The organism is Gemmatimonadota bacterium, from assembly GCA_016719105.1.
In the GTDB taxonomy this organism is placed as follows: domain Bacteria; phylum Gemmatimonadota; class Gemmatimonadetes; order Gemmatimonadales; family Gemmatimonadaceae; genus SCN-70-22.
This window is the reverse complement of record JADKAQ010000023.1, coordinates 62130-85316: the sequence shown is the minus strand read 5'-3', so window position 1 is coordinate 85316 and position 23187 is coordinate 62130. Positions and strand designations below refer to the sequence as shown.

Annotated in this window: 23 protein-coding genes; 16 read left to right on the top strand and 7 right to left on the bottom strand. The window is 68.4% G+C overall.

Annotated elements, in window-relative coordinates; genetic code table 11:
* Nucleotides 1-258 precede the first annotated feature (258 nt).
* The 4 genes from IPN47_20845 to glnA all read right to left on the bottom strand — a co-directional run bounded on the left by IPN47_20845 (nt 259) and on the right by glnA (nt 2859).
* On the bottom strand, nt 259-525 hold the full coding sequence (locus IPN47_20845; protein MBK9410446.1) for a zf-HC2 domain-containing protein: 267 nt from the start codon (nt 523-525) through the stop codon (nt 259-261).
* Nucleotides 512-1144: an RNA polymerase sigma factor gene (locus IPN47_20840; protein MBK9410445.1), complete on the bottom strand. Its 633-nt coding sequence runs from the start codon at nt 1142-1144 to the stop codon at nt 512-514. The genes IPN47_20845 and IPN47_20840 overlap by 14 nt, the downstream gene beginning before the upstream one ends.
* On the bottom strand, nt 1141-1347 hold the full coding sequence (locus tag IPN47_20835) for a DUF2892 domain-containing protein (protein MBK9410444.1): 207 nt from the start codon (nt 1345-1347) through the stop codon (nt 1141-1143). The genes IPN47_20840 and IPN47_20835 overlap by 4 nt, the downstream gene beginning before the upstream one ends.
* Before the next feature lie 168 nt (nt 1348-1515).
* Nucleotides 1516-2859, bottom strand: a complete 1344-nt coding sequence (gene glnA, locus IPN47_20830) for a type I glutamate--ammonia ligase (GenBank protein MBK9410443.1) — start codon at nt 2857-2859, stop codon at nt 1516-1518.
* A gap of 182 nt (nt 2860-3041) precedes the next feature.
* On the opposite strand from glnA, the gene IPN47_20825 reads away from it, so the two are divergent.
* From IPN47_20825 to IPN47_20775, 11 genes are all read left to right on the top strand, one after another.
* Nucleotides 3042-3890, top strand: coding sequence for a zinc ribbon domain-containing protein (locus IPN47_20825; protein MBK9410442.1), 849 nt, complete (start codon nt 3042-3044; stop codon nt 3888-3890).
* 174 nt (nt 3891-4064) lie between these two features.
* On the top strand, nt 4065-7676 hold the full coding sequence (locus IPN47_20820) for a GAF domain-containing protein (protein MBK9410441.1): 3612 nt from the start codon (nt 4065-4067) through the stop codon (nt 7674-7676).
* Nucleotides 7673-8767 (top strand): response regulator, encoded by a 1095-nt coding sequence (locus tag IPN47_20815; protein MBK9410440.1) that lies wholly within the window; start codon nt 7673-7675, stop codon nt 8765-8767. Before IPN47_20820 ends, IPN47_20815 begins: the two co-directional genes overlap by 4 nt.
* Before the next feature lie 218 nt (nt 8768-8985).
* The gene (locus IPN47_20810; GenBank protein MBK9410439.1) at nt 8986-9822 is read left to right on the top strand and encodes a hypothetical protein; all 837 of its coding nucleotides are present in this window, start codon (nt 8986-8988) and stop codon (nt 9820-9822) included.
* A 93-nt stretch (nt 9823-9915) separates the two neighbouring features.
* Nucleotides 9916-11412: a PAS domain-containing protein gene (locus tag IPN47_20805; protein MBK9410438.1), complete on the top strand. Its 1497-nt coding sequence runs from the start codon at nt 9916-9918 to the stop codon at nt 11410-11412.
* Nucleotides 11413-11520: 108 nt separating this feature from the next.
* On the top strand, nt 11521-11949 hold the full coding sequence (locus IPN47_20800; protein ID MBK9410437.1) for a response regulator: 429 nt from the start codon (nt 11521-11523) through the stop codon (nt 11947-11949).
* 308 nt (nt 11950-12257) lie between these two features.
* Nucleotides 12258-12698 (top strand): hypothetical protein, encoded by a 441-nt coding sequence (locus IPN47_20795; protein MBK9410436.1) that lies wholly within the window; start codon nt 12258-12260, stop codon nt 12696-12698.
* On the top strand, nt 12695-13435 hold the full coding sequence (locus tag IPN47_20790; protein MBK9410435.1) for an SDR family oxidoreductase: 741 nt from the start codon (nt 12695-12697) through the stop codon (nt 13433-13435). The genes IPN47_20795 and IPN47_20790 overlap by 4 nt, the downstream gene beginning before the upstream one ends.
* 24 nt (nt 13436-13459) lie before the next feature.
* A complete protein-coding gene (locus IPN47_20785) occupies nt 13460-14341 on the top strand; it encodes a replication initiator protein A (GenBank protein ID MBK9410434.1) in 882 nt (293 codons plus the stop codon).
* Between the two features lie 231 nt (nt 14342-14572).
* Nucleotides 14573-16156, top strand: coding sequence for a S41 family peptidase (locus IPN47_20780; protein MBK9410433.1), 1584 nt, complete (start codon nt 14573-14575; stop codon nt 16154-16156).
* Nucleotides 16157-16225: 69 nt separating this feature from the next.
* A complete protein-coding gene (locus IPN47_20775) occupies nt 16226-17341 on the top strand; it encodes a PD40 domain-containing protein (GenBank protein ID MBK9410432.1) in 1116 nt (371 codons plus the stop codon).
* Between the two features lie 70 nt (nt 17342-17411).
* On the opposite strand, the gene IPN47_20770 is transcribed toward IPN47_20775, so the two are convergent.
* Entirely contained in the window at nt 17412-17582 is a 171-nt protein-coding gene (locus IPN47_20770; GenBank protein MBK9410431.1) for a hypothetical protein, read from the bottom strand.
* A 322-nt stretch (nt 17583-17904) separates the two neighbouring features.
* Between IPN47_20770 and IPN47_20765 the strand changes: the two genes are divergently transcribed.
* From IPN47_20765 to IPN47_20745, 5 genes are all read left to right on the top strand, one after another.
* Complete coding sequence (locus IPN47_20765; GenBank protein ID MBK9410430.1) at nt 17905-18963, top strand: SPFH/Band 7/PHB domain protein; 1059 nt, start codon at nt 17905-17907, stop codon at nt 18961-18963.
* A 9-nt stretch (nt 18964-18972) separates the two neighbouring features.
* Complete coding sequence (locus tag IPN47_20760; protein MBK9410429.1) at nt 18973-19197, top strand: hypothetical protein; 225 nt, start codon at nt 18973-18975, stop codon at nt 19195-19197.
* 20 nt (nt 19198-19217) lie between these two features.
* Nucleotides 19218-20201 (top strand): HD domain-containing protein, encoded by a 984-nt coding sequence (locus IPN47_20755; protein MBK9410428.1) that lies wholly within the window; start codon nt 19218-19220, stop codon nt 20199-20201.
* 784 nt (nt 20202-20985) lie between these two features.
* A complete protein-coding gene (locus IPN47_20750; protein MBK9410427.1) occupies nt 20986-21192 on the top strand; it encodes a cold-shock protein in 207 nt (68 codons plus the stop codon).
* A 201-nt stretch (nt 21193-21393) separates the two neighbouring features.
* Complete coding sequence (locus IPN47_20745; protein MBK9410426.1) at nt 21394-21678, top strand: hypothetical protein; 285 nt, start codon at nt 21394-21396, stop codon at nt 21676-21678.
* Nucleotides 21679-21768: 90 nt separating this feature from the next.
* On the opposite strand, the gene IPN47_20740 is transcribed toward IPN47_20745, so the two are convergent.
* Both IPN47_20740 and IPN47_20735 read right to left on the bottom strand, forming a co-directional pair.
* Nucleotides 21769-22095, bottom strand: coding sequence for a hypothetical protein (locus IPN47_20740; GenBank protein MBK9410425.1), 327 nt, complete (start codon nt 22093-22095; stop codon nt 21769-21771).
* A 237-nt stretch (nt 22096-22332) separates the two neighbouring features.
* Nucleotides 22333-22929: a DNA mismatch repair protein MutT gene (locus IPN47_20735; protein MBK9410424.1), complete on the bottom strand. Its 597-nt coding sequence runs from the start codon at nt 22927-22929 to the stop codon at nt 22333-22335.
* Nucleotides 22930-23187 lie beyond the last annotated feature (258 nt).

Below are 23187 nucleotides of genomic sequence, written 5' to 3'. Positions count from 1 at the left end.
TCAAGGCGGCCAGCGCCGCCTCAGGCATCGCCGACGCGCGGCTGGCGTCGCGGGGCAGCACCACGACGGGCGCGGCCACCGGCTGCACCGCACTGGCGACGCGCTGCTGGCCCTCGGCCACCGTCGCCGTGAGGGCGAGGGCGGCGATCACTACCAGGTGAAGTCGTTTCATGGGTCGGTCTCTCAGGAAAGGAGTGGAACTGGTCGTCTCATCTCTCGTCATCGCCGGGCGCTGCCGTCGGGCGCCCGCAGGCACGGTCAGCGGCGTTCCATCGCCAGGCGCGCCCGCAACCGGTCGGCCGCCGCCGCGGGGACTTCGTCAGCCGCAAAGCTCATGGTGGCGCGCAGGCTGGCGATCACCTGTCCCACGCGTCCGCCGAACTGCTCGCAGGTATGGCACCCCGCCAGGTGTGCGGTCACCCGGCCCACGTCGGACGGCGACAGGTCGCCATCGAGGAAGTCATTCAGCCGATGCAGTACCTCGCGGCACGACAGCCCGGCCACCACGGTATCAAGCGGATCCACGTCGCACCTCCTCGTAGGCTACCGCCAGGCGCAATCGTGCCCGGTGGAGCCGGCTCTTCATCGCCGCGAGCGACAGCCCCAGCAGGGTCGCCACCTCCTCGCCGGTCATTTCCTCGATGTCGCGCAGCACCAGCAGGCGACGATCGTCTTCCGCGAGGCGCGCGAAGGCCTCCTGCACGGTGGCGGCGCGCTCGTCCTCGCCCTCGTCGCGCCCCCACCCGGCACGCAACGCCAACTGCTCGAGCGACTCGGGGTCGTCGTGGACGATCAGCGGCGCCGCTCGGCGACCGAGTCGCTGCCAGGCATGTGCCGCGATGGTCAGGAGCCACGCTCGTGCACCACCGCCACGGAACCCGGCCGCGCCGCGCCACGCCGCCAGGAAGGTCTCCTGCATCAGGTCCTCGGCGTCCGCCCCCTGACCGGTGAGCGCCAGGGCTCGCCGCCAGATCCCGGCCTGATGACGGTCGACGAAGGCGGCGAAGGCGCGGTCATCGCCAGCCGCCGTCAGGCGCAACAGCTGCTCGTCGTCGCGCGTGGCGTTGGGTCCCGATGGGTCGTCACCGGGCGCGGCGGCCAGCCTGTCGCGCGGCAACGCGCCGTGCGTCCCGGCGTCGGTCACCGCTTCACGGGGCAGGTGCTCACGCCAAGGATCGAGTACAGCGGGCAGCTCCCCATGAGCCCCGTCAACAGCGGCACGATGCCGAGGTAGCCCCACACACCGCGCCCGGTGAAGGCGACGAAGAGAAGGGCGAGGCCGAGGGCGACACGCAACGCGCGGTCGACGGTGCCTTCGTTGCGGGCGAAGAAGGTGGCAGCTGACATGGGGCACCCTGCAGGTGAACGGAATCGACGGTGGATGCCGAGCGGCATCGCATGACCCAAGAGAGCCGCCCTCCCCTCGGAAGGATTCACGTCGCGCGGAAGTTCAGGGAATCCCCATCCCGCGCGTCCTCGATTCCCCGACCCACTCACCAATGGGTCGTGCCGCCTTCAGTACTTGAGCAGGTACCGCTCGAGCTCCCAGTGGTGCACCTGCGTGATGTACTCGCGCCATTCCTCGCGCTTGGCGTGGAGGAAGTGCTTGGCCACGTGTTCGCCTAACGCATCGAGGATCACGTCGTCCTGTTCCAGCTCGTCGCACGCCTCGTTGAGGTCGTGCGGCAGGTCGTCGATGCGCAGCCGGCGCTTCTCGCGGTACGACATCTCGAAGATGTTCGTATCCACCGGCTCGCGGAAATCGGCGTTGGTCGCGACGCCATCCAGCCCTGCCGCCAACATCACCGCGAGCGCGAGGTAGGGATTGGCCGACGGATCGGGCATGCGCACCTCGACGCGCGTCCCCGTGCCACGCCGCTCCGGGACGCGGATGAGCGGCGAGCGGTTTCGCATCGACCAGGCCACGTTCACCGGCGCCTCATAGCCCGGCACCAGGCGCTTGTACGAATTCACCAGCGGGTTGGTGATGGCGCAGAAGCCGCGCGCGTGCTTGAGCAGCCCGCCGATGTAGTGCAGCGCCACGTCGCTCAACTGCCACTTGGCGTCGGCCGCGAAGAACGCGTTCTTCCCCGCGGAAAAGAGCGACTGGTGCGTGTGCATCCCGCTCCCGTTCTGCCCGAAGATCGGCTTGGGCATGAACGACGCCGTGAGTCCGAAGCGCCCGGCGACGTACTTCACCACGAAGCGGAACGTGGCAATGTTGTCGGCCGTCGTCAGCGCGTCGGCGTACCGGAAGTCGATCTCGTGCTGCCCATGCGCCACCTCGTGGTGCGCGGCTTCCACTTCGAACCCCATCTGTTCGAGCGTCGAGACGATCGCGCGGCGTGCATCCTCGCCGAGGTCGGCGGGCGCCATGTCGAAGTAGCTCCCCACGTCATGCGTCACGGTGGCCGGCTGTCCCTCCTGCCCCGGCTTGAACATGAAGAACTCCGCTTCCATCCCCGCGTTCATCGCGTAGCCGCGTTCCGCAGCACGCGCGATCTGTCGCTTGAGCACCGCGCGCGGGTCGCCGGCAAACGGGGTCCCGTCGGGCATGTGGATGTCGCAGATGAGGCGCGCGACCTTGCTGTCCGTCTCACCCCACGGAAAGACGAGAAAGGTCGAGAGGTCGGGGACGAGGAGCATGTCCGACTCCTCGATGCGCACGAACCCCTCGATCGACGAGCCGTCGAACAGGATGTCGCCGGCCAGCGCCTTCTCGAATTGCGACCGTGGAATCTCGACGTTCTTGTTGATCCCCAGGATGTCGGTGAACTGCAGCCGCAGGAATCGCACATCGTGCTCCGCGGCGAGCTTCAGGATGTCCTGGGCGGTGGCACCGACGAGAGCGTTGCGCATGGCGGGGCGTGACGAAGTGAGGCGGAAAGCGAAGTGCGAAGGTTACGGAGTCCCCCCGACGCGCTCAACGGAGCAGATCAGGGAAGTTGGCCCGGGGGCCTCGCGACGACATCGCGGGGCAGAGCGACGGACCGGCGCGCCTGCTCTCCCGTCGGAGCTCGCCCGCCCCCTATCTTCCCCGCATGTCGAAAGCCTCGAATGCTGGGACGACCTGCCCCTCGTGCGGCACCAGCTCCCGCGGAAAGTTCTGCGCCGAATGCGGCGCCGCCCTTCAGGGCGTCTCGTGCGCCAACTGCCACGCACCGTTGACCCCGGGCGCCCGCTTCTGTCATGATTGCGGCGCCGCGGCAGGCGCTGCCAGCGGCGCTCCGCGCGCGGCCGCGGCGACCGGCGGCGCCACGCACGCTTCCGGCGCACCATCGCGCAGCATCCTCCCGTGGGCCGTTGGAATCGTCGCCGTCCTCGCCCTGGTCATCGTCGTCGCCGTCCAGCAGCGTGACGCGGCGCCGAGCGCCGATGCCAGCGTCAACGTCCCCTTGGACGGAGGTGCTGGTGGTGGCGCCCCCTTCGCCGGCGGTGGCGGCGCCGGGGTCCGCGCCCCCGACATCTCGTCCATGTCGCCGCGCGAGCGCGCCGATCGCCTCTACGACCGCGTCATGCGCCTGGCCTCCGAAGGCAAGGGCGACAGCGCCTCGTTCTTCGCCACCATGGCGTCGCAGGCGTACGAACTGCTCGGCACGCTCGACGACGATCTCAAGTACGACCACGGGCGCATGGCCGAGATGGCCGGCGATCTCGCCACGGCGCAGAAAGAGGCCGAGGCGATCCTCGCCAACAACCCGGACCACCTCCTCGGACTCATTCTCAGCGCTCGCGTCGCCGAACTGAAGAACGACAGCGCCACGCGCGCCAAGATGTACAAGAAGCTGCTGGCGGTGGAAAAGACCGAACAGGCCAAGGCTGTCGAGGAGTACACGCGCCACAAGGGCGATATCGACGCCGCGATCGGGGAAGCCAGAACCCTCAAGTAGCGCCCGGCGCCACCGCCTGAAACGCCGGCACGACGCAGGCGTCATTTCGCACGAGGTCACGGGAAACATCGTCGAGCCGCTCGACGGGAGTTCGCTCGCGACTCACTTGGGCGCCGCACCGGTCGCGGCGCCCGCCGTTCCATTCCCCGTTCGCCACGTCGGTGACGCACTCTCGTGACGCACTCTCTCCGCGCTGAGTCCCGCGTTCCATCGCAGGACGCCGCCGCTCTGCTGGCGGTCGCGAGCCGCCTGGCGGCAGCTGCGGAGAGTAGCGACGAGGCCGCTTCGATCCTCGCCGAGAGCATCGTGACGCTGCTGAGCGCCGAGGGGTGTCTGGTCTCGTCGCTGGAAGACGGCTACTTCCGTGTCGACGCCGCGGCGGGGTGCCTTTCCCCCATTCGCGGGGAACGCAACCGGGTCGACGAGTCGCTCGCGCTTCGCACCCTTCAGGAGGCGCGCGTCATCGTCGTCAACGACGTCACGGACGACGCGGCCATCAACACCCCGTTCCACGCCGAGTTGGGGATTCGGCAGGTGGCGTCGGCCCCACTCATCGCCGGCGGCGTGGCATTCGGCGTCCTCCTGGCGGTCAACAGCGGGCGGGGCGACTTCAGCGATGACGATGCCGTCATCCTGCAGCGCGTCGCCGAGCTGGGGTCACCGGCCGTTCGCAATGCACGACTCCTCGAGCGAGAGCGGCGCAGCGCGCGCGAGGCCCGGGCCCTCACCGACATCGTCCGCCACCTCAACCAATCGCTCGAGGTGGAGCGCGTCTTCACCCTCATCGCCGAACACGCCGCCGACCTGCTGCAAGGGGCCGGCGCCACGGTGACGATGGTCGACGGCGAGTCGCTGCGCATCGTGGGAGCTGCCGGACACGCGATCGGACGCTTTGCCGGAGTCCTCCCAACCGAGGGCGTCTTCAGCGGCGAGGCGCTCCGCCGGCGCCGCCCGGTGCGCACCGCCGACCTGCGCCTCTTTCCCCGCTGGGAACAGTCGGACGAGCTGTTGAACGACGTCGCCCCCAATGCGGTCGCCGCCCCGCTCCTGGTGGGCGACCGGGCCATCGGTACGGTGCTCGTCTACGGCAACCCGCGCCGCGACTTCAACGAGCACGAGGAAGAGCTGTTGCAGGCCCTCGCCTCGCACGCCGCGGTGGCCGTGGAAAACGCGCGGCTGTATCGCGCCGCGGCGCGCACCACCCGTCACGCCGAGATCCTCGCCGCCACGGGACGCACCCTCGCCTCGGCAGTGTCGTCGGAGAGCGTCTTTGACGGAATCGAACGCGTGGCCACCGAGCTGTTGGGCGCCGACGGCTTCACCGTCTACTCGATCGACGTCGAGCGGCGCACTGCCGCGGTCCAGCATGCCCGCGGACTCGGAACCGAACAGGTCGCGTCGATCGCCCCCAAGCTCTGGGTGGGGCGTCCCGGATGGGCGGTGGAGAACGCCGAGAACGTGATCCTCCCCGACCTGCAGAACCTGAAAGACGAGGAGCTGTCGGAGCCGCTCGCCGGACTGCGCGCGGCAGGGGTGAAGTCGATCGCCTTTCTCCCCTTGGTGGCCGACGGCGTCGTGCGCGGGCTCCTCGTGATGCGCTGGCTCAACCCGCGTCATGCGGACGAAGCCGAGTACGAACTGCTGACCGACTTCGCGACGCACGTTGCCATCGCGCTGCGAAACGCCGACCTGCTGGAAGACCTCGAGCGCCGCGCCACGCGACTCGCCGCGGTCGCCCAGGTGCAGCAGGCCATTTCGCGTACCGAGCTGGGGGAGGTGTATGGCGAAGTCCATCGCGCTGCGCTCTCGTCCATCCCGCGCATCTCGGTCTTCGCCCTCCTGCTCGCCAACGCCGAACACACGCAGTTCCTCCCGCAACTCATCGTCGTCGACGGGGTCAGCACGGGGGCTTCGGCGCTCCCCAGCGTGCCGGTGGGCGATTGTGGTGCCTCGCTCGCGCTGCGCGATGGCGGGACGCACATGAGCGACGCCCCCGCGCGGCCGTGGTCCGATCCGGTCGCCGGCCGTTCGGGACGCCCACCGGTGCACGCGGAGATCGCGGTCCCCATCCTGCACGGCGAGGAGATTCTCGGTGTCCTCGTGGTGCAGGGCGATGAGGCGAGAGTCTTCGACGACGACGACGCCGCGGTCCTGTCGCTCATCGCCCGGCAGGCTGGCGCCGCGATCGAGAATGCGCGCCTCTTCGAGGCAGAACGGCAGGCCCGATCGGTCGCCGAGGCGGCCGCTTCCATCGCGCGCGCCGCCCTGTTCTCCAACTCGGCGCAGGAGTCGGGGCGGCTGATTCTCGCCGCGGTCGACTCGGTCGTCCCGTCGACCGGCAAGGCGTTGGGTCTCATGGGGGACAGCGGCGAGACCATCACCTACGTCAGCGCCATCGGGACACTCGCCCCACTGCAGGATCGCGTCATCCCGGGGCGCGAGAGTGCGGCGCGCCTCGTCGGGACGCGTGGCGCCGTGCTCACCCCTCCCCTCGACGTGCTCGCGTCTATTCAGGAGCGCGACGTGGTGCCGGCCGGGGCGTCGGTCGTCCCGCTCATCGCCAAGGACCAGCTCCTCGGCGTGCTGTGGAGCGTCCCGGTCGCGGGGGCGCGGGTGCGGCGTGAGCAGGGCGAGTCGCTGGGGCGGCTGGCGGCGCACGTGGCGCTGGCGGCCGACGTGCTGTTGCTCGGCGAGGAGGAGCGGAAGCGGCGCGAGCGCGAGCGCATGCTCGCCACCGCGCTGGCCACGATGGATCAGCCAGTGTTCATCCTCGGTCTCGACCGTCGCGTGTGGTACGCCAACGCGGCGGCGGGGCGCGAGTACGGCTACAGCGGCGAGGAGATCGGCGCGATCACTTTCGACACCCTCGTGGCGTCGGCCGTCCCCGCGCGCCGGTTGGGGAACGGCAACCTGTCGACGTCGAGCGTGTGGATGGCCGAGCACGTGCACCGGCGGCGCGACGGGTCGGAGTTTCCGGCGTCGGTCATGCTGAGCTACATCCGCGACGATGCCGGGGCCCCGGTGGGGCAGGTGATGAACGTCCGCAACCTCACCGACGAGCGGCGCATCGAGGAGCAGCTGCGGCAGAGCGAGAAACTCGCCGCGTTAGGCGAACTGGTGGCCGGCGTGGCCCACGAACTCAACAACCCGCTCGCCGGCATCTCGGCCTTTGCCCAGCTGCTCCTGGAGGAGAAGATCACCGACGAGCAGCGGGAATCGGTGCGGCTCATCAAGCGCGAGGCCGACCGCGCCGTCGGGGTCATTCGCGACCTCCTGATCTTCTCGCGCAAGCCGGGGCCGACCCGATCGCCCATCGACCTCAACGAGATCATCGAGCTGACCCTACGCCTCCGCAACTACTCGTTACGCAGCGCCGATGTGGAGGTGCAGGTGGACCTGGCGCCCGGGCTCCCGCGTGTCCGCGGAGACGATCAACGGCTGCAGCAGGTGCTGCTGAACCTGATCGTCAACGCGGAGTACGCCATGCAGCGATCGAGCATCAAGCAGCTCGGCATCCGGACCGAACCGCTGGATCAGGGGGTTCTCCTGACAATCGCCGATACTGGTTCGGGTATGGCAGAAGAAACCCGGCAGCGCATCTTTGAACCCTTCTTCACCACCAAGCCGGCTGGACAAGGGACGGGCCTTGGCCTCAGTGTGTCCTATGGTATCGTGCAAGCACACGGCGGGAGCATTTCCGTGGAGAGCCAACTCGGGTCGGGCTCCCTCTTCCGCATCTATCTCCCGGCATCGGGGGCGCCCGCTCCCTCCTCCCTCTCGTCATGACTGATTCCGCCCGCGGCGGCGCACTGAGTAACCGGGTGATCGGCGGCCCGGAGACCAAGCGGATCCTCGTCGTCGACGACGAGGAGACGATTCGCCTCGCGCTCTCCAAGTTCCTGCGCTCGCGCGGCTTCGACGCCGAAATGGCCGACGCCGGCCAGGCAGCGCTCGAACTGCTCCGGCAGGGGCACTACTCCCTCATGCTCTGCGACATCCGGATGCCCGGGATGTCGGGGCTCGATCTGGTGCCGCAGGCGCGCGCGCTCCACCCCGACCTCGCCGTCATCATGCTGAGCGCGGTCAACGATGTCCCCACCGCCACGGAGTCCATCGCCGTGGGGGCGATGGAATACCTCACCAAACCGGTCGACCTGCAGGACCTCCTGGCCGCGATCGAACGCGTCGCCAATCGGCGCGATCTGGCCGTGGAACAACGCAACGTCGAACGACTGATCGCGAGCGAGGTCTCCCGACGCACCACGGATCTGGAGCGCGAACGGTCGGCGGTCGTGGCCTCCGTGGTGGATTCGATCGCCCATCTCGTGGCGATGCACGAAGCCAAGGACCCGTTCCTGTCCGGGACCTCGTTGCGCGTGACGGCGCTCAGCCGGGCCATCGCCGAGGCCATGCAGCTGGGTGAGGTGCAGGTGGAACAAGTTGCCATCGCCGCGCGTCTGCACGACGTGGGGAAGATCGCGCTGCGTGAATCGGTGCAGAACAAGCCGGGCGCGCTCAGTCCCGAGGAGTACGAACACGTGAAGGACCACGTGCGCATCGGGCTGGAAATCCTGTCGCCCCTCATCCAGTTGCGGGAGGCGCTGGAGTATGTGCGCGACCACCACGAGCATTGGGATGGCACCGGATATCCCCGGGGCGTGATGGGCGAGCAGATTTCGTTAGGTGGGCGCATCCTCTGTTGCGCCGACGCCTTCATCGCCCTGACTTCGCGGCGGGCCTACCGCCCCGCCATGTCGCTCGAGGACACGGTCGACTATCTCGCGGCGCATGCGGGCGGGTTGCTCGACCCCACGGTCTATGCCGCGTTGCAGACGGTGGTCAGCGAGCGTCGGGTGCTGGGGCTCACCGCGGATTGAGCGCGCGAATCGTCGCCACGTGCGGTCGAGGCGACGCGAACGTGCGCTGGGCACGTCGGCGGGGCGCTGTTTTCCCGCTTGACGGGGAAAGCCCTCGATTGTAAAAGGAAGTTCCCCAGAAGAGCGATCGCAGGCGGTCGCTCCGTGGCCGCGGCGCGCCGGTGTGCTCGGGACGCGCGCTCGGCTCCGCAGCAGGTACATGGACCGTCGATCACTACATGCAGGAGGCATTCATGCCGCGTGGCGAGGCGTGGGACGAGACGCTGAAGTTTTCGGACGACGACGAGGACGATATCGGATACGGTGGCTCGTCGTCGTTTGATGATGACGATGATGATGATGATGGCTGGGGCGGCGGGTCGTCTCGCGACGGCGGGCTGTGGGATGAGCCCGAAGAGGCCGCGCTGGAGGACGAGGAGGACACGGAAATCGTCGCCGATGACGACGCCGAGGACGAGGTAGAGGTCGAGGAGGAGGAGGAGGTCGTCTTCGGGGCGCCGGCACGTCGCGGCCGCCCGCCGAAGCCCAAGCCCCCGGCCCCGCCCCCGGTCGCCGCCGAGCCGCCACCGCCGGCCCCGGAACCAGCCAAGGCTGAGGCCCCCGCCGCCGCGAGCCGCAAGAAGGCCGCACCGGCTGCCCCCGCTGCGGCCCCAGCTCCGGCGAAGCCCGCCAAGGCGGCGGCGCCCGCAAAGGCGCCAGCGCCGGCAAAGGCGGCAGCACCGGCCAAGGCCCCGGCAAAGGCTCCCGCCAAGGCGCCGGCGAAGAGCGCAGCCAAGGCCCCCGCCAAGGCAGCGACGCCGCCAAAGAAGGCCGCTCCGGCCAAGAAAGCCGCCCCGGCCAGGGCCACCAAGGTTGTGAAGAAGGCGGCACCGGCCAAGAAGGCCGCCCCCGCCAAGGCCGCCGCCAAGAAGGGGGGCGCCAAGAAGGCGGTCAGCGTGAAGAAGGCGGCGCCCAAGTTGCCGGCGCCGGCCAAGAAGGCGGCACCCAAGAAGGCGGCGCCCGCCAAGAAGTCTGCGCCGAAGAAGGTGGCCAAGAAGGGCGCCAAGAAGCGCTAGTCGCCGTTCCCATCGGTAGCCCAGTCCCCGCGGGGCGCGTCGATCCTCGATGCGCCCCGCGGGTCGTCTGTCCCCAGCACACGAATCGATCGCATGCCGGACTTCGCACGCCAGGTCCTCGACGCCCTCCCTCTCACCGTCTACACCATCGATCTGGAGGGGCGCATCACGAGTGCCAATCGCTCGTGGTCCCAGTTCGCTCGAGATAACGGCGCCCCTGCACTCGCCACCGAAGCCTCCGTCTGCGGGCAGTCGCTCTGGAGCTCGATCGCCGATGCGTCCTATCGCGACCAATTGCAGCAGGCGATGGAGCTCCTGCGAACCGGCAAGGCGCCACGTGTGAGTTGGGAGTTTCCGTGCAGCTCGCCTGAGGAAGAGCGGGTCTTCCTCATGCAGATCACGCCGCTGCGCGACGTCGGCCACCGAGTGACCGGCTATGTCTTTTCCACCGTCGACATCACCCCCAGTCATCGGTCCCGTGAAGCGCTGATCGACACCGGACTCGCCCTCTCACGCACCATCGACCTCGATCGCGTGTTCTACGAGGTCGGCCATCAACTGCGGCGCGCCGTGAGGGGTGAAGCCTTCGCCGTCCTCCTGGTCCGCGAGCACGACGGCGCGTTGGAGCGCAGCTACGGCGTGGGGTACGAGGAGACCGGCCCGGCACTCGATCTCCGCCTCACGCCGCTCGCGCACGCCGCAATCGAGAAGGTCGACGTGGTCGCGCACGCCACCCACGGCGGCGTCGAACTCGCTGCCCCCATGGCCGGCGGGGAACGTACCATCGGGGCCATGACCGTCTGGATCGAGGGCGAGCCCACGCGCCACGAGATCGAGGAGGCCCAGCGCGTCCTCGCCACCCTCGCCGCGCAGACCGCGGTCGCCATCGAACGCGCCCGCCTCGTGCAGCGCGTCGGACACAAGCGTCGCCTGGAGGCCATCGGGGAAGTCGCCACCGGCGTCGCTCACGAGCTGCGGAACCCGCTCTTCGGCATCTCGTCGGCCGCCCAGCTCCTGCGCTTTCGCGCCAAGGACGACCCCGTCGTCGAGAAGAACGTGGGACGCATCCTCCGCGAGGTCGAACGCCTCAACCGGATGGTCACCTCGCTGCTTGAGTACGGACGCCCCAAGCCCATCGTCCTCACCCCCGGCGACCCCGACGCCGTCTGGGACGATCTCCTGGACGGGCAGCGCGGTCTTCTGGAATCGCGGGCGCTCTCGCTCACCCGCGTACGCCCCGCCCCCGCCGTCGCCTGCCGCATCGACCCGGAACAGCTCGCCCAGGTCTTCCTGAACGTGCTGGTCAACGCGGTCGATCATGCGCCAGAGGGAAGCGACCTGGTCATGCAGTCGTCGCTGGTCGCGAACGGCGCCTGGCGCTTCCGCCTCACCAACGCCGGCCCCGCCGTCCCCGCCGACGTCCTCGCCCGGGTCTTCGAGATCTTCTATTCCAACAAGCCGGGTGGCACCGGCATCGGACTCGCCCTCTGCCAGCGCATCGTCGAGGAGCACGACGGCGAGATTAGCTTGGACTCGACCCCGGAGCACGGCACGACGGTGACGATCACGCTCCCCGGCGTGGTCGCCTAGCTCGTCGAAGGAGGGGCCAGACCGGAACCCTCACCCATCGACCGCAGTTAACCGAAGGCGAGCGCGCCGCTCGCCAGCCCGCCCTTTCGTCCTCTCGTCTTCTCTCGAATGTCCTGCAACGTCCTGATCGTCGAAGATGAGCTCTCCATTCGCGACACGCTCGCCGAACTCTTCGAGGTCGACGGGACGCGTGTGACACGGGTGGCGACGCTCGACGAGGCCAAGAAGGCGCTCGCGGCCGAGCCGTACCAGCTGATCCTCAGCGACATCCGCCTCGGCGGAAAACGCGACGGCGGCCTGCAGGTCATGGCCGCCGCCGGACTGCTCTCCCCCGAAGCGGTCGTCATCGCCCTCACTGCCTTCCCCGACCAGGACAACCGCCTCGCCTCCAAGCGACTCGGCGCGACGTACTTCCTGGAAAAGCCGGTGGGCCTCGAGACCATCGCCTCGGTCGCCGCCAAACACGGCGTCCCGTCGTCGCTCTTCCCGCACGCAGCCGTCGCCGCCGCGGACGAGACGACCAACGGCACCGCTTGACCTGACGTCCCGCCCGCGGCACGTCGGCGCCTCCGCACGCATTGCACCCCACGGCTCGCGCCCTCTCGGCGCGAGCCTTCGTCGTAGAGGCGCCAAGGGACGCGATCCGCTCCCTGGACGTGCGTCACCAGCGCACTCGTGATCGCAGGCAACAAGTGTCGTCGTGCTGGCGCCGACGCCCGGACGCGGGGTAATCTTCGGCCATGGCGGAGTCTCCTGTCGCGTTACTGCGCGCTCACGCGCGTCATGCCCCGTGGAATGCACGCGGCCTTGCATCGCACGTCGCATCACTCGTCGATGCAGCTGGCGTGCGTCCCACCAATGCCTCCGCGCGCGCGGCACCGTCGGCGCGCGCGGTGCGGTTCTACGTGGCCAACAAGCTGATGGATCGCCCCGAGGGGCTCGGGACGTCGGCCACGTACAACTACCGCCACTTCTTGCAGCTGCTGGCCATCAAGATGCGCCAGCGCGAGGGGATGTCGCTCGACACCATCCGCAAGGACATGCGCGAGGTCACCGGCGATGCCCTCGAGCGCCGTGTGGCACAATCGCTGGCCACCGTCCTCATGGCCGGCGTCCACCAGGCGGTGCGCCATGACGCCGACCCCATCGTCAGCTGGCGGCGAGTCCCGGTCGCCGACGGCGTGGAGTTGCACCTGCGCGACGATTCGTCGCTCGCGCGCGAGGAGTCGATCGTCGCCCTGCGCGAGGCGGTGCGCACTGCGTTAGGCAGGGTGGAGGCCCGGTGACCCCGCCGCGCCCCGCGCGACGCGACGACCGGTGGGATGGCCGCCTGGCCATCCTCACGGGGGTCGCGCGCCGTGGGCAGGTCGGCGAGGCCGTGGCGCGGGCCCTCGGCGAACGCGGCGCCACGCTCGCCCTCCTCGATCGCGACGGCACCGAGGCCGGGGCCCGTGCGGCCGAGCTGCGCGACGCGGGGATCGACGCCACGGCGTGGCCCTGCGACCTCACCGACCATGCCTCGTTAGGTGCGGTGGCCGCGCAGGTCGCCGCGCGTCACCCCGCCGGCGCGGACGCCCTGGTCTGCCTGGCCGGAGGCTTCGCCGCGCTCGGCCCCGTGAGGGAGAGCATCCCCGAGGGCTGGGACCGGATGCTGGCGATCAACCTGGCCACCGCCTACGCCACCACGCGCGCCTTTCTCCCTGCCCTGCGCACCGCGCGCGGGAGCATCGTCTACTTCGCCTCCGCCGCCGTCATGCCAGGCGGTACCGGCGAGGGAATCGCCGCTTACGCCGCCGCCAAGGCCGGCGTGGTCGCCCTCATGCACGCCGTCGCCGCCGAGGAACGCCCGAACGGCGTGCGCGCCAACGCCCTCGCCCCCACCGCCATTCGCACCGACACCAACGTGGCCGCCATGGGTGCGACCGCCACATACGTCGAGCGGGAGACGGTGGCCGAATGGGTGACCTTTCTCTGCTCTCCCGTGAGCGGCCCGGTCTCCGGGCAACTCGTCCAGCTCGGATGACCACCGCCACTCGTTAGGATCGCCGTGCCAGGGGACCCCGCCTTCCACCACAACCCGCGCCCGTCGCATCCGCGACGCCCCCCTGGTCGCGCCATCTTCCTCGATCGCGCGCTCGAGGCGCTCCCCCTCTTTCGCCTCAGCGACTCGGCCGAAGAGACGACCATTCTGTACACGCCGCCCGCCGGCGGACGCTGGCGCGTCCTCCCCGCCCCCGGCGACCGCCTCCCCGGCACCTTCGATCAGGACGTCTACGTCGAGATCTGCCGCCGATACATGGACGCCGGCTCCCCCGCCGACGGCGCGGTCTCGTTCACGCTGCACGCCTTCCTGCGCTCCATCGGTCGCCGGGCCGACGGCCGGACCTACGAGCAGCTCCGCGCCGCCCTCAACCGACTCGAACGCACCTCACTCGAGTCCTATGGTGCCTACTGGAGCGCGACAACCGGCGCCGCGCTCGAGGGACGGTTCTCCGTCCTGTCGGCCGTCTCCATCGACCGGCGGCGCACCGCCGATCGCGAGCAGCTCGCCCTCTTCCCGACCTTCACCGCCTCGGAACCCGGCGACGCCCGCGTCACCCTCTCGCCCCTGCTGCGCGCCAACATCGGCGGTGGGCACACCACCACCGTCTCGCCGCAACTCTATCAAGGGCTCTCATCGCCCGTCGCACGCCGCCTCTACCGCCTGCTCGAGGTCGCGCGTGCCGACGACACCGTCACCTGGCGCATCGAGCTCGAGGCGCTGGCAGAACAGGTGCCGCTCGTACAACGTTATCCGTCGCACCTGCAGCGCGTGCTCCAGCCGGCGCACGAGATGCTGCAGACCGCCGGCATCGTGCGCGACGCCAAGGTCCACCAGATCCGGAAGCAGTGGTTCGTGGACTACGTCCTCGCGGTTCGTCCCAGCTGAGGTGCCCCTCATCGCAGGTCGAGCGAGCGGGACCAGTGACGCGTATAGGTTGGACCCGTCCGTAGAGGGTCCTCGGAGCCGTTCGTGGATCCGCCCCTGACGCGTTCCGCGCGGGAACGGGGTGTGAACGTCCCCGGCAGGAACCCAACCGGGCCAGTTGTTGGTAGATAGAGAGAGCCGTTCGCTCGTGTTCTCGTCTTCTCGTCTTCGTTCGCATTTTCCCGTCTTCTCATGAATCGGAAGCTCGCCATCGCCGGCGCTGTGCTCGTCCCGCTCGTGGCTGGAGCGTTTGTGGTGCAGGAGCGCGCGACGCTCGACGGCGGCCGTCTCTTCGGACAGGTCCTCGATCTGGTCGAGAGCCGCTACGTCGACTCGGTCGACACTGCCATGCTCTACGAGAAGGCGGCGCGCGGGCTCGTCACGCAGCTCCAGGATCCGTACTCGGAGCTCTTCTCGCCCCGGCAGCTCACCCAGTTCAACACCACCACCGCAGGACGTTACGGCGGGCTCGGGATGCAGATCGAGGAGCAGCCCGGCAAGGGCGTGGTCGTCTCCAAGGTCTTCCCGCACACCCCCGCCGAAGCCGCTGGCGTGCGCGAAGGCGACGTCTTCATCGCCATCGACACGATCACCACGCGAGGCTGGTCCTCGGCGCGCGTCGCCGACTCGCTGCGCGGCGTCCCCGGTTCCAAGGTGTCGGTCTCCTTCGCACGCCCCAGCGTCAACGAACCGATCAAGTCGCTCTTCACGCGCGCCGTGATTCGCATTCCGGCCGTGCCGTACGCCATCACCTTCGACAAGATCGGCTACATCCCGCTGCAGGGCTTCAACGAGACCTCCACGCAGGAAGTGGCCGCGGCGGTGCGCAAGCTGGTGACGCAGGACGGCGCCAAGGCGCTCGTGCTCGACCTGCGCGGCAACGGCGGCGGCTTCCTCGATCAGTCGCTCGCCATCTCCAACCTCTTCCTCCCGCAGGGGACGGAGCTGGCCTCGGTGCGAGGACGCAACCAGGAGAACCAGACGTACACGGCGCGCGAGAAGCCCATCGCGCCCGACGTCCCCATGGTGATCCTCACCGACCAGTACACCGCCTCGGCGTCGGAAATCGTCGCCGGCGCGCTGCAGGACCACGATCGCGCCCTCATTCTCGGCACCACGTCGTTTGGAAAGGGGCTCGTGCAGACCCTGTTCAATCTGGATGGCGGCTACGCCCTCAAGATCACCACCGGCAAGTGGTTCACCCCGAGCGGCCGTACCATCCAGAAGGAGCGCAAGCTGCTCCCCGATGGCCAGTTCGTCGAGGTGCACCCCGACTCGATGGAGAGCGACTCCGCGCGCAAGGCGCGTCCGACGTACAAGTCCGACGCTGGTCGCGTGGTCTACGGTGGCGGTGCCATCACCCCGGACGTGATCGTGCGTCCCGACACCTTCACGAGCGCCGAACTGGCCTTCCTCAAGGCCACGGCTCCCAAGTCGCAGGACATCTACGTCGCGACCTACGACTACGCGATGGAGCTCAAGGACCAGGTGAAGGGGAATCCCAACTTCGCCGTCGCACCCACCTGGCGCGATGAGCTCTACACGCGCCTTGCCAAGAAGGGCGTCACCCTGGATCGCAAGCTCTTCGACGGCGCGCAGGCGCAGATCGATCGCATGCTCGAACAGCGCGTCGCCCGCCTCGCCTTCGGCGATTCCACCGCGCGCCGTCGCTCGCTCGATGACGACGTCCAGCTGCAGAAGGCGCTGGAGATCCTCAAGCGGGGGCAGAGCCAGAAGGACCTCTTCGCCCTCGCGCCTCAGTTCTCACGCAAGTAGGGTCGGCGCCGAGCGTCGTCAGGCAATGGCTGTCGACGCTTGGCCTGCCCGTCCATACATTCGCCTCGCATGAAATCCCTCCAGACTCTTCTCGCCGCCACGACCCTCGTGGCGGCGATTGCTTGCTCCCGGGGCACCAGCATCACGAACGGGACGCCCGGCCAGCCGGCCACCGCCCGTACCCCAGCACCGACGACCACCGTCCCTGCCGCCGCTGGCGAGAAGCACCTCTCGAACCTCCACCAGCTCACCGACGGGGGCGAGAACGCCGAAGCGTACTTCAGCCGCGACGGCGAGTGGATCACCTTCCAGTCGACGCGTGACGGACGCACCTGCGACCAGCAGTTCGTCATGCGCGCCGATGGGTCCGACGTCCGTCGCGTCTCGAACGGGCTCGGAAAGGTCACCTGCGGCTGGTTCCTCCCCGACGGCAAGCGCCTGTTCTTCGGCAGCTCGCACGCGCACGACTCGACGTGTCCGCCCAAGCCCGATCCGTCGGCCGGCTACGTGTGGCCGCTCGACCAGTTCGACATCTACACGGTCAATCGCGACGGCACGGGACTCAAGCGCCTCACCAACTACAACGCGTACACGGCCGAGGGCGTCCTCTCCCCTGACGGCAAGCGCATCGTCTTCACGTCGCTCAAGGACGGCGATCTCGACATCTACACGATGAACGTCGACGGGACCGACGTGCGCCGCCTCACGACCACCCCCGGCTACGATGGCGGCCCGTGGTGGTCTCCGGACGGGAAGAAGATCGTGTACCGCGCCCATCACCCGGCCGATTCCGCGCAGCTCGCCGACTACCGCGCCCTCCTGGCGCGCAAGATGATCCGTCCGAGCCGCGTCGAGCTCTACACGATGAACGCCGACGGGAGCGACCAGCGCCAGATTACCGCGTTAGGCGGCGCGAACTTCGGCCCGTCGTGGACCCCCGACGGCAAGAAGATCATCTTCGCCACGAATCACGTCGCGCCACGCAGCGGGAACTTCGACCTCTACCTCGTCGATGCCTCGGCCAGCAAGGCGGGGCGCGACCAGGTCGAGCAGGTCACCTTCACGCCGGTCTTCGACGGCTTCCCGATGTTCTCGCCCGATGGCAAGAAGCTCCTGTGGGCGTCGAACCGGCACTCGAAGCTCCCTACCGAGACCAACCTGTTCGTCGCCGACTGGACCTGGTAGCCCAACCCTAGCGGCGCGCAGCCGCACAGGCTGGCGACAGGCGGGGTGACGGTGCATCGTTGATGCGCCGTCACCCCGTTCCCGTTCCGGGCATGCTCCCCACGCTCCCCACCGAGAGATTCTGCAGGCCGAAGCCGCGCAGGTCGTCGAGGACCTCCTCGCCCTTGCGCCACAAGGCATGGGACTCTGGGTGGCCGAGCGTCCCGCGGCAGGCGAGGCCACCCCGGACGACGCGTCGCATCCGATGCCGATCGGCTGCGCGGCGCTCGTGTCGTACGCCTTCGAGTCGCTGGAGGTCGCCGAATTGGCCGGCGTGACCGACGTCCCGAACACCGCCTCCGACCGCATGTTGCGATGCCTTGGCTTTGTCCCGTTCTCCGAAGTCCCGGGACCGAGATACCCCATGCGCATCTATCGCCTCGCCCGTCCCCCCTCCCTTCCCTCGCCGGAGTCGGCACCTCAGCCAAGACCGGGTGCGGGACTCGCGCCCCTCGACTCTCCTCCCCCGCCCCTCTAACATCCAACGACCCCCGCACGCCTATCGACGCCCTGGAGCGACAGCAATGCAGTTTCTCCCCCTGATTATCGCCGCCGCGGCCGCCTGGCTCCTCTTCAAGTCGGTGAAGATCATCGGCCAAGCCGAGGTCATGGTCATCGAGCGGCTCGGGCGCTTCCATCGCGTGGCCCGCTCCGGGCTGAACATCCTCATCCCGGTCATCGAGCGCCCCAAATCGCTCGACGTTCGATACCTCGAGAGCGACGTCGGCGGGCTCAAGAAGATCACCGTCGGGTCGACCACGCGAATCGACCTGCGCGAGCAGGTGCTCAACTTCCCCAGCCAGCCGGTCATCACGAAGGACAACGTGACGATCGATATCGACGCGGTGATCTACTATCGCGTCGCCGATCCGCAGAAGGCCACGTACTCGGTGCAGAATCTCCCGTACGCACTCGAGACGCTTACCAAGACGACGCTGCGAAACATCGTTGGCGAAATGGAGCTCGACGCCACGCTTACGTCACGCGACGTCATCAACAAGCGCATGCGCGAAGTCATCGAAGACGCGTCGATCGGATGGGGCGTCGATGTCACCCGCGTCGAGCTCCAGTCGATCGAGCCGCCGCGCGACATCCAGCAATCGATGGAACTCCAGATGCGCGCCGAGCGCGAACGGCGCGCGGCCGTCACCAACGCCGAGGCAACCAAGCGCGCGGCGATCCTCGAAGCCGAAGGGGTGCGCGAATCGCAGGTGCTTCGCGCGGAGGGTGAACGTGACGCCTCGGTGCTGCGCGCCCAAGGGCTCGCCGATGCGCGCCTCGCGATGGCCAACGCCGAAGCCGAGGCCATTCGCCTCATCTCTGCATCGCTCCCCGAGGGCCAGGCCTCGACCTACCTGCTGGGGCAGAAGTACCTCGATGCGCTCCCGGCCATCTCGCAGGGCAAGGGGACCACGATCTTCCTCCCCGCCGAGGCGACCGGGATGCTCGGTGCGTTAGGCGGCCTGCGCGAGATGCTGCGCGCGCAGGGCGGCGACGCCGGCGAGGGGAGCCGGAAGCCTGGCACCTCGAGTGCCGCGCCACGTGCCCTCGGCAGTGGCCCCATCGATCCATCCGGCACCTGAGTACGCGTCTTGGACCAGATCATCTCGCGCGAGCGTGCCGAGTTCATCGCCCGTGCGCTGGCCTGTGAGCACTGCCAGGAGCGGAATTTCAAGAAGCTTGCGGTCAAGCCTGCCCCCGATTCCCACATGAAGGAACTGCAGGCCGCGTGGGTCGTGCGCCGCGTTTGCGGCGTGTGCGGCCTCGAGTCGGAATTGGGACTCGACGCCGACGGCGACGTCGTCTTCCTGGGCTGATCCTCACGCGTCACGTTGGTATGGCATCCGCAACATTCGACATAGCCCGCGCCATCGTCGGCGATCGGGTTCAGCACGAGTTCCTCGTGCTCGAACGCGAGGAGAAGCGGCTCGCCAACGGCGACCCGTTCCTGCTCCTGACGTTAGGCAACGCCACGGGTCGACTGGGAACGGCACCGTTGTGGACGGCCCAGCTCGACTGGGCCGCCGGCGCGGAGAAGGGGAGGGTCGTCCAGGTCATCGGCGAGGTGGCCGCGTTTCATGGCAAGCGGCAGCTTCGCCTCACGGCGCCCCTGCGCGTCCTCCCGGATGCCCTCGTGCGTCCCGAGCACTTTCTCCCGCGCATCACCGTCGCCACCGACACGCTGTGGGACTGGATCGATCGCGCGCGAGGTGAGCTCAAGTCGCATGCACTGCGGCGGGCCGTCGATCTGTTCTTCGCCGACGACGCCTTTCGCGTGGACTTCGAGAAGTCACCCGCGTCCGTCGCGGGTCATCACGCGGCCGTGGGCGGGCTCCTCCTGCATGTCACCGAGGTCGCCACCATCGCCCGAAACGCCGCGCGCGTCATGAAGGCCAACGCCGACCTCGTCGTCGTCGGCGCGCTGCTGCACGACATCGGAAAGGTGCAGGCCTACGCCCTGTCGCCTACGGGCTTCGCGCACACGACGTCCGGTTCCCTCATCGGTCATGTCGTGCTGGGAACGATGATGTTGCACGAGCGACTACAGGACGTTCCCCGCAGCCTGCTATCGGATTCGCAGCGTCTCGAACTGCAGCACATGATTCTCTCGCATCACGGATCGCTCGAGTTCGGGAGCCCCGTTCCGCCGATGACGGTTGAGGCAGAGTTGCTCCATTGGGCCGACGAAAGCTCCGCGAAGGCGAACGACATGGCCGAATCGCTGGCAGAGGACGAGCACTTTGGTGGCGGAGAGGTGAGCGATCGACGTCCGTGGCGCGTCGGTCGACGGATCTGGCGCCGCCCCCACGCCTGGGAATAGGGCTCCCTCCTCCTCGAAGCCCCCCAGGCCTTCTCGTTCGCCTGACAACCGAAGCGTGACTCCAGAAAGCAGGGTCGTCAGTTGGCCGTGTCTGGGAGGAGATTAGGTGGAACCGAATTCCTGCTTTCCCGTACAACACTTGCGAGCCCGCGCGCGTTCTACGACGAACCGCTAACCGGTCGATGGGTGCCTCTGTGGGGCACCGTGTGAGCTGGGTGTGGTCGTCCAGTCGGGTTGCCGCGAGGTTGTTTCTGAGGAAGTCGACGCGGTATGGCCATGCAAATCGCTGCCATATTTGGATTTGCGGCCTTTGCCGGTTACCTTCCTCAGTAGCGCGGCTTTGCCGACACCGCGCGTGAATCGTTCCTGTCTAGGAGGTCTCATGAGAAAGCCACGGCCGGCGACCTACAATCCGGCGCAGGCGCTGCATCTCATTGCGAGCGATCGTACCGGCGAACCCCTGAGTTGTCCGTCGTGCAGTGGCTCGATTGAACGGTCGCCCGACCACTTTCCCCCGCCCCCGCGTTCACATGTGACATTGACATGTACTGCGTGCGGACGCACGGCCCGCTATATTGCGGGAGCAGCTTAGTCGGGATTCTCATTCGCGGTTCGATCGTAGGCGCTCGCGCATTCGGTCGTCGCCGAATGCGCGAGTTTTTTTCGCGGAGGGTTTGGCACGGGCGCCAGCTCCCGCATCCCGATCGGGAGGAGTGAACGCGAGGGCGTTGTTCCTGCCGGTCAGCTCCACAGTTTTGCCCCGCAGGGGAAGAGGAACGGTTCCATGGCACGCATTACTGGCACAGTGAAGTGGTTCAATGACGCGAAGGGCTTCGGCTTCATTTCGCGCGAGGGCGGTCCTGACGTGTTCGTTCACTTCAGCGCGATCAACCAGCCCGGCTTCAAGTCCCTTGCGGAGGGAGACAAGGTCGAGTTCGAGATCGTCCAGGGGCAGAAGGGGCCGCAGGCAGCCGACGTCCTGAAGGCCTGAGTTCGAACGCGGAACACCGGGCCCCGGGGCGCGCTTGCGCCTCGGGGCCCCTTTTGTTTGCGATCCACGTCTCAGCGATTCGCGCCAAGCGGCGCCAAGTTTGCGGCGAGGTGACGTGACGTCTCGATTGATCGTCCCTCATCTATGGAGCGATCTCTCCGATCGTTCGTAAGGCCGCCGTCGTGGAGGCAGCGTCGACGCATGACCGAATCCAAGATCGTCTACCAGCGCGAACTCCCCGGGGGCGGCTACGTCCACGTGGAAGAGGAGTCGCTGCAGGACACGGAGACTCATCGCGCCCACGTCACCGTGGAACGTCGCACCGACCCTACGCGTCGGGACGGACACGAGCCACCCGTCATCGCCCGCGCGGAGGGGCGAAGCCCTCAGAGCGTCTTTGGCGAGCTCTTTCGAATCGCGCAGGACAACGTGGCCATCGCCAAGGCGCTGCTTCGACTGCGCGGCGACGGAACGGCGAAGTTCTAGTCGCGTCGCCACCGCGCACAGCGGTCGGGACAAAAGCGCACGGGCCCCCGCGACATCGCGGGGGCCCGTCTTCGTCTCGGTGTGCCGTGACTAGGCGACCGCAGCGCGGAAAGGGAGCTCGAGCTCGATCTGCCGCGTGAGCTCACCCGGTTGCCGAGTCGTCGCGGTAGCCTGGGGGCGGCGACGCGACGCCGGGTCGGTGCAGGCTCCCAGCAGGTGGGCGGTCTGGTGGTACAGCCGGAAGGTGTGCAACGGCGCGATGTGCTCGGTTCCCAGCGGCGTCGCAGCAATCCGTTGGGCCTCGTCCACGACCTGCGCCGGAAGTGCGGAGGCCAGCGGATGCCGGAGCAGCTCACCTATGGTGAGCACGTTCCGGGCTTTCAGTGCGGCGCACAGAGCTTCCAGATAGGCGAGCACGGACAACCTCCCGCGCGGGGTGTGTAATTGACACTTTGCAACTAATACGGAGGACGGTCAAGTCCCGATCCCGTAACGGGCCGTCAGGAATCCACCGCATCGTCGAGTCGCCTTGGCGTACGCACGCTGCGGCCGTCCGCTGCTAGTATCGACCGGATCAGCGCGAAGCTGCGGTGCACTCGGTGAGGTCGGTGGGATCGGTGGGGCTGACCCCCGACGCCCGATCTGGCCCGCAGCCTAGAGCAGGTCGAAGCGCACGGCGCGCTGGGCGGCGCGGCGCTTTCGTGCGGCGAAACGGTAGAATTGCGCGGGACGTCCCCTCCCTTCGCTGCGCCACTCGTCCAGGGGCTCGACGAGGGATGTCGCCTGCAATGCGCGGCGGAAGGACGCCTTGTGCAGTCGTCGCCCCAGCAGGAGTTCGTACATCGCCTGGAGCTCGGTCAGCGTGAACTGGGCCGGGAGGAGCCGAAAGGCGATCGGCGCGTGGTCCACGCGCGTACGTAACGCCTCGAGCGCGGCGTCCAGCATGGCGCGATGTCGTGCCGGGAGGGAGGGCGGCTCGCTGACACTGAACCACGCCGCCTCCCCGCTGGTGCGCTCCACCGCCTCGGCCGGGACCACTGCAGCAAACGCGACCGACAGCTCGGCGTCGGCGGGATGGCGGAGCCCATCGGCAAAGGCCCCCACCTGTTCGATCCAGGTCGGGTCAGCGCCAACGGCGTCGCGCGCCACGCGCCGCGCAGCCGCATCCAGCGTCTCCTCGCCGAGAACCCAGTCGGCGGGGAGTTGCCACCGCTCGCGCGCGCGAGGATCCGCTGCACGCACGCACAACACGGCAAGCTGCGGCCCGCGCGGCGTGAAGAGGGCGACGTCGATGGAGTGCGGAGAGCGTCGACCCGACGCGCGCGATGACGGAGGAGGAGGGGAAGGTGCCCGGTCGCGCATGACCGGCCGAATTAGTGCCGGTACGATACTAAAGTCAAGGGGCGATCACACCATCGTGTGATCGCCGCCTCCGGTCATTGTAGGGGCACTCCGTCGCGACGTCAACGCACGTGCAACACCGCCACACATGCTCCATGCGCTCGACAT

Bases quoted from the DNA above. Each gene is read 5' to 3' on its own strand.
- IPN47_20755 (MBK9410428.1), top strand. From the start codon at position 19,218: ATGGCATCCGCAACATTCGACATAGCCCGCGCCATCGTCGGCGATCGG.
- IPN47_20825 (MBK9410442.1), top strand. From the start codon at position 3,042: ATGTCGAAAGCCTCGAATGCTGGGACGACCTGCCCCTCGTGCGGCACC.
- IPN47_20765 (MBK9410430.1), top strand. From the start codon at position 17,905: ATGCAGTTTCTCCCCCTGATTATCGCCGCCGCGGCCGCCTGGCTCCTC.
- IPN47_20815 (MBK9410440.1), top strand. From the start codon at position 7,673: ATGACTGATTCCGCCCGCGGCGGCGCACTGAGTAACCGGGTGATCGGC.
- IPN47_20775 (MBK9410432.1), top strand. From the start codon at position 16,226: ATGAAATCCCTCCAGACTCTTCTCGCCGCCACGACCCTCGTGGCGGCG.
- IPN47_20745 (MBK9410426.1), top strand. From the start codon at position 21,394: ATGACCGAATCCAAGATCGTCTACCAGCGCGAACTCCCCGGGGGCGGC.
- IPN47_20810 (MBK9410439.1), top strand. From the start codon at position 8,986: ATGCAGGAGGCATTCATGCCGCGTGGCGAGGCGTGGGACGAGACGCTG.
- IPN47_20800 (MBK9410437.1), top strand. From the start codon at position 11,521: ATGTCCTGCAACGTCCTGATCGTCGAAGATGAGCTCTCCATTCGCGAC.
- IPN47_20750 (MBK9410427.1), top strand. From the start codon at position 20,986: ATGGCACGCATTACTGGCACAGTGAAGTGGTTCAATGACGCGAAGGGC.
- IPN47_20835 (MBK9410444.1), bottom strand. From the start codon at position 1,347: ATGTCAGCTGCCACCTTCTTCGCCCGCAACGAAGGCACCGTCGACCGC.
- IPN47_20780 (MBK9410433.1), top strand. From the start codon at position 14,573: ATGAATCGGAAGCTCGCCATCGCCGGCGCTGTGCTCGTCCCGCTCGTG.
- glnA (MBK9410443.1), bottom strand. From the start codon at position 2,859: ATGCGCAACGCTCTCGTCGGTGCCACCGCCCAGGACATCCTGAAGCTC.
- IPN47_20805 (MBK9410438.1), top strand. From the start codon at position 9,916: ATGCCGGACTTCGCACGCCAGGTCCTCGACGCCCTCCCTCTCACCGTC.
- IPN47_20770 (MBK9410431.1), bottom strand. From the start codon at position 17,582: ATGCGACGCGTCGTCCGGGGTGGCCTCGCCTGCCGCGGGACGCTCGGC.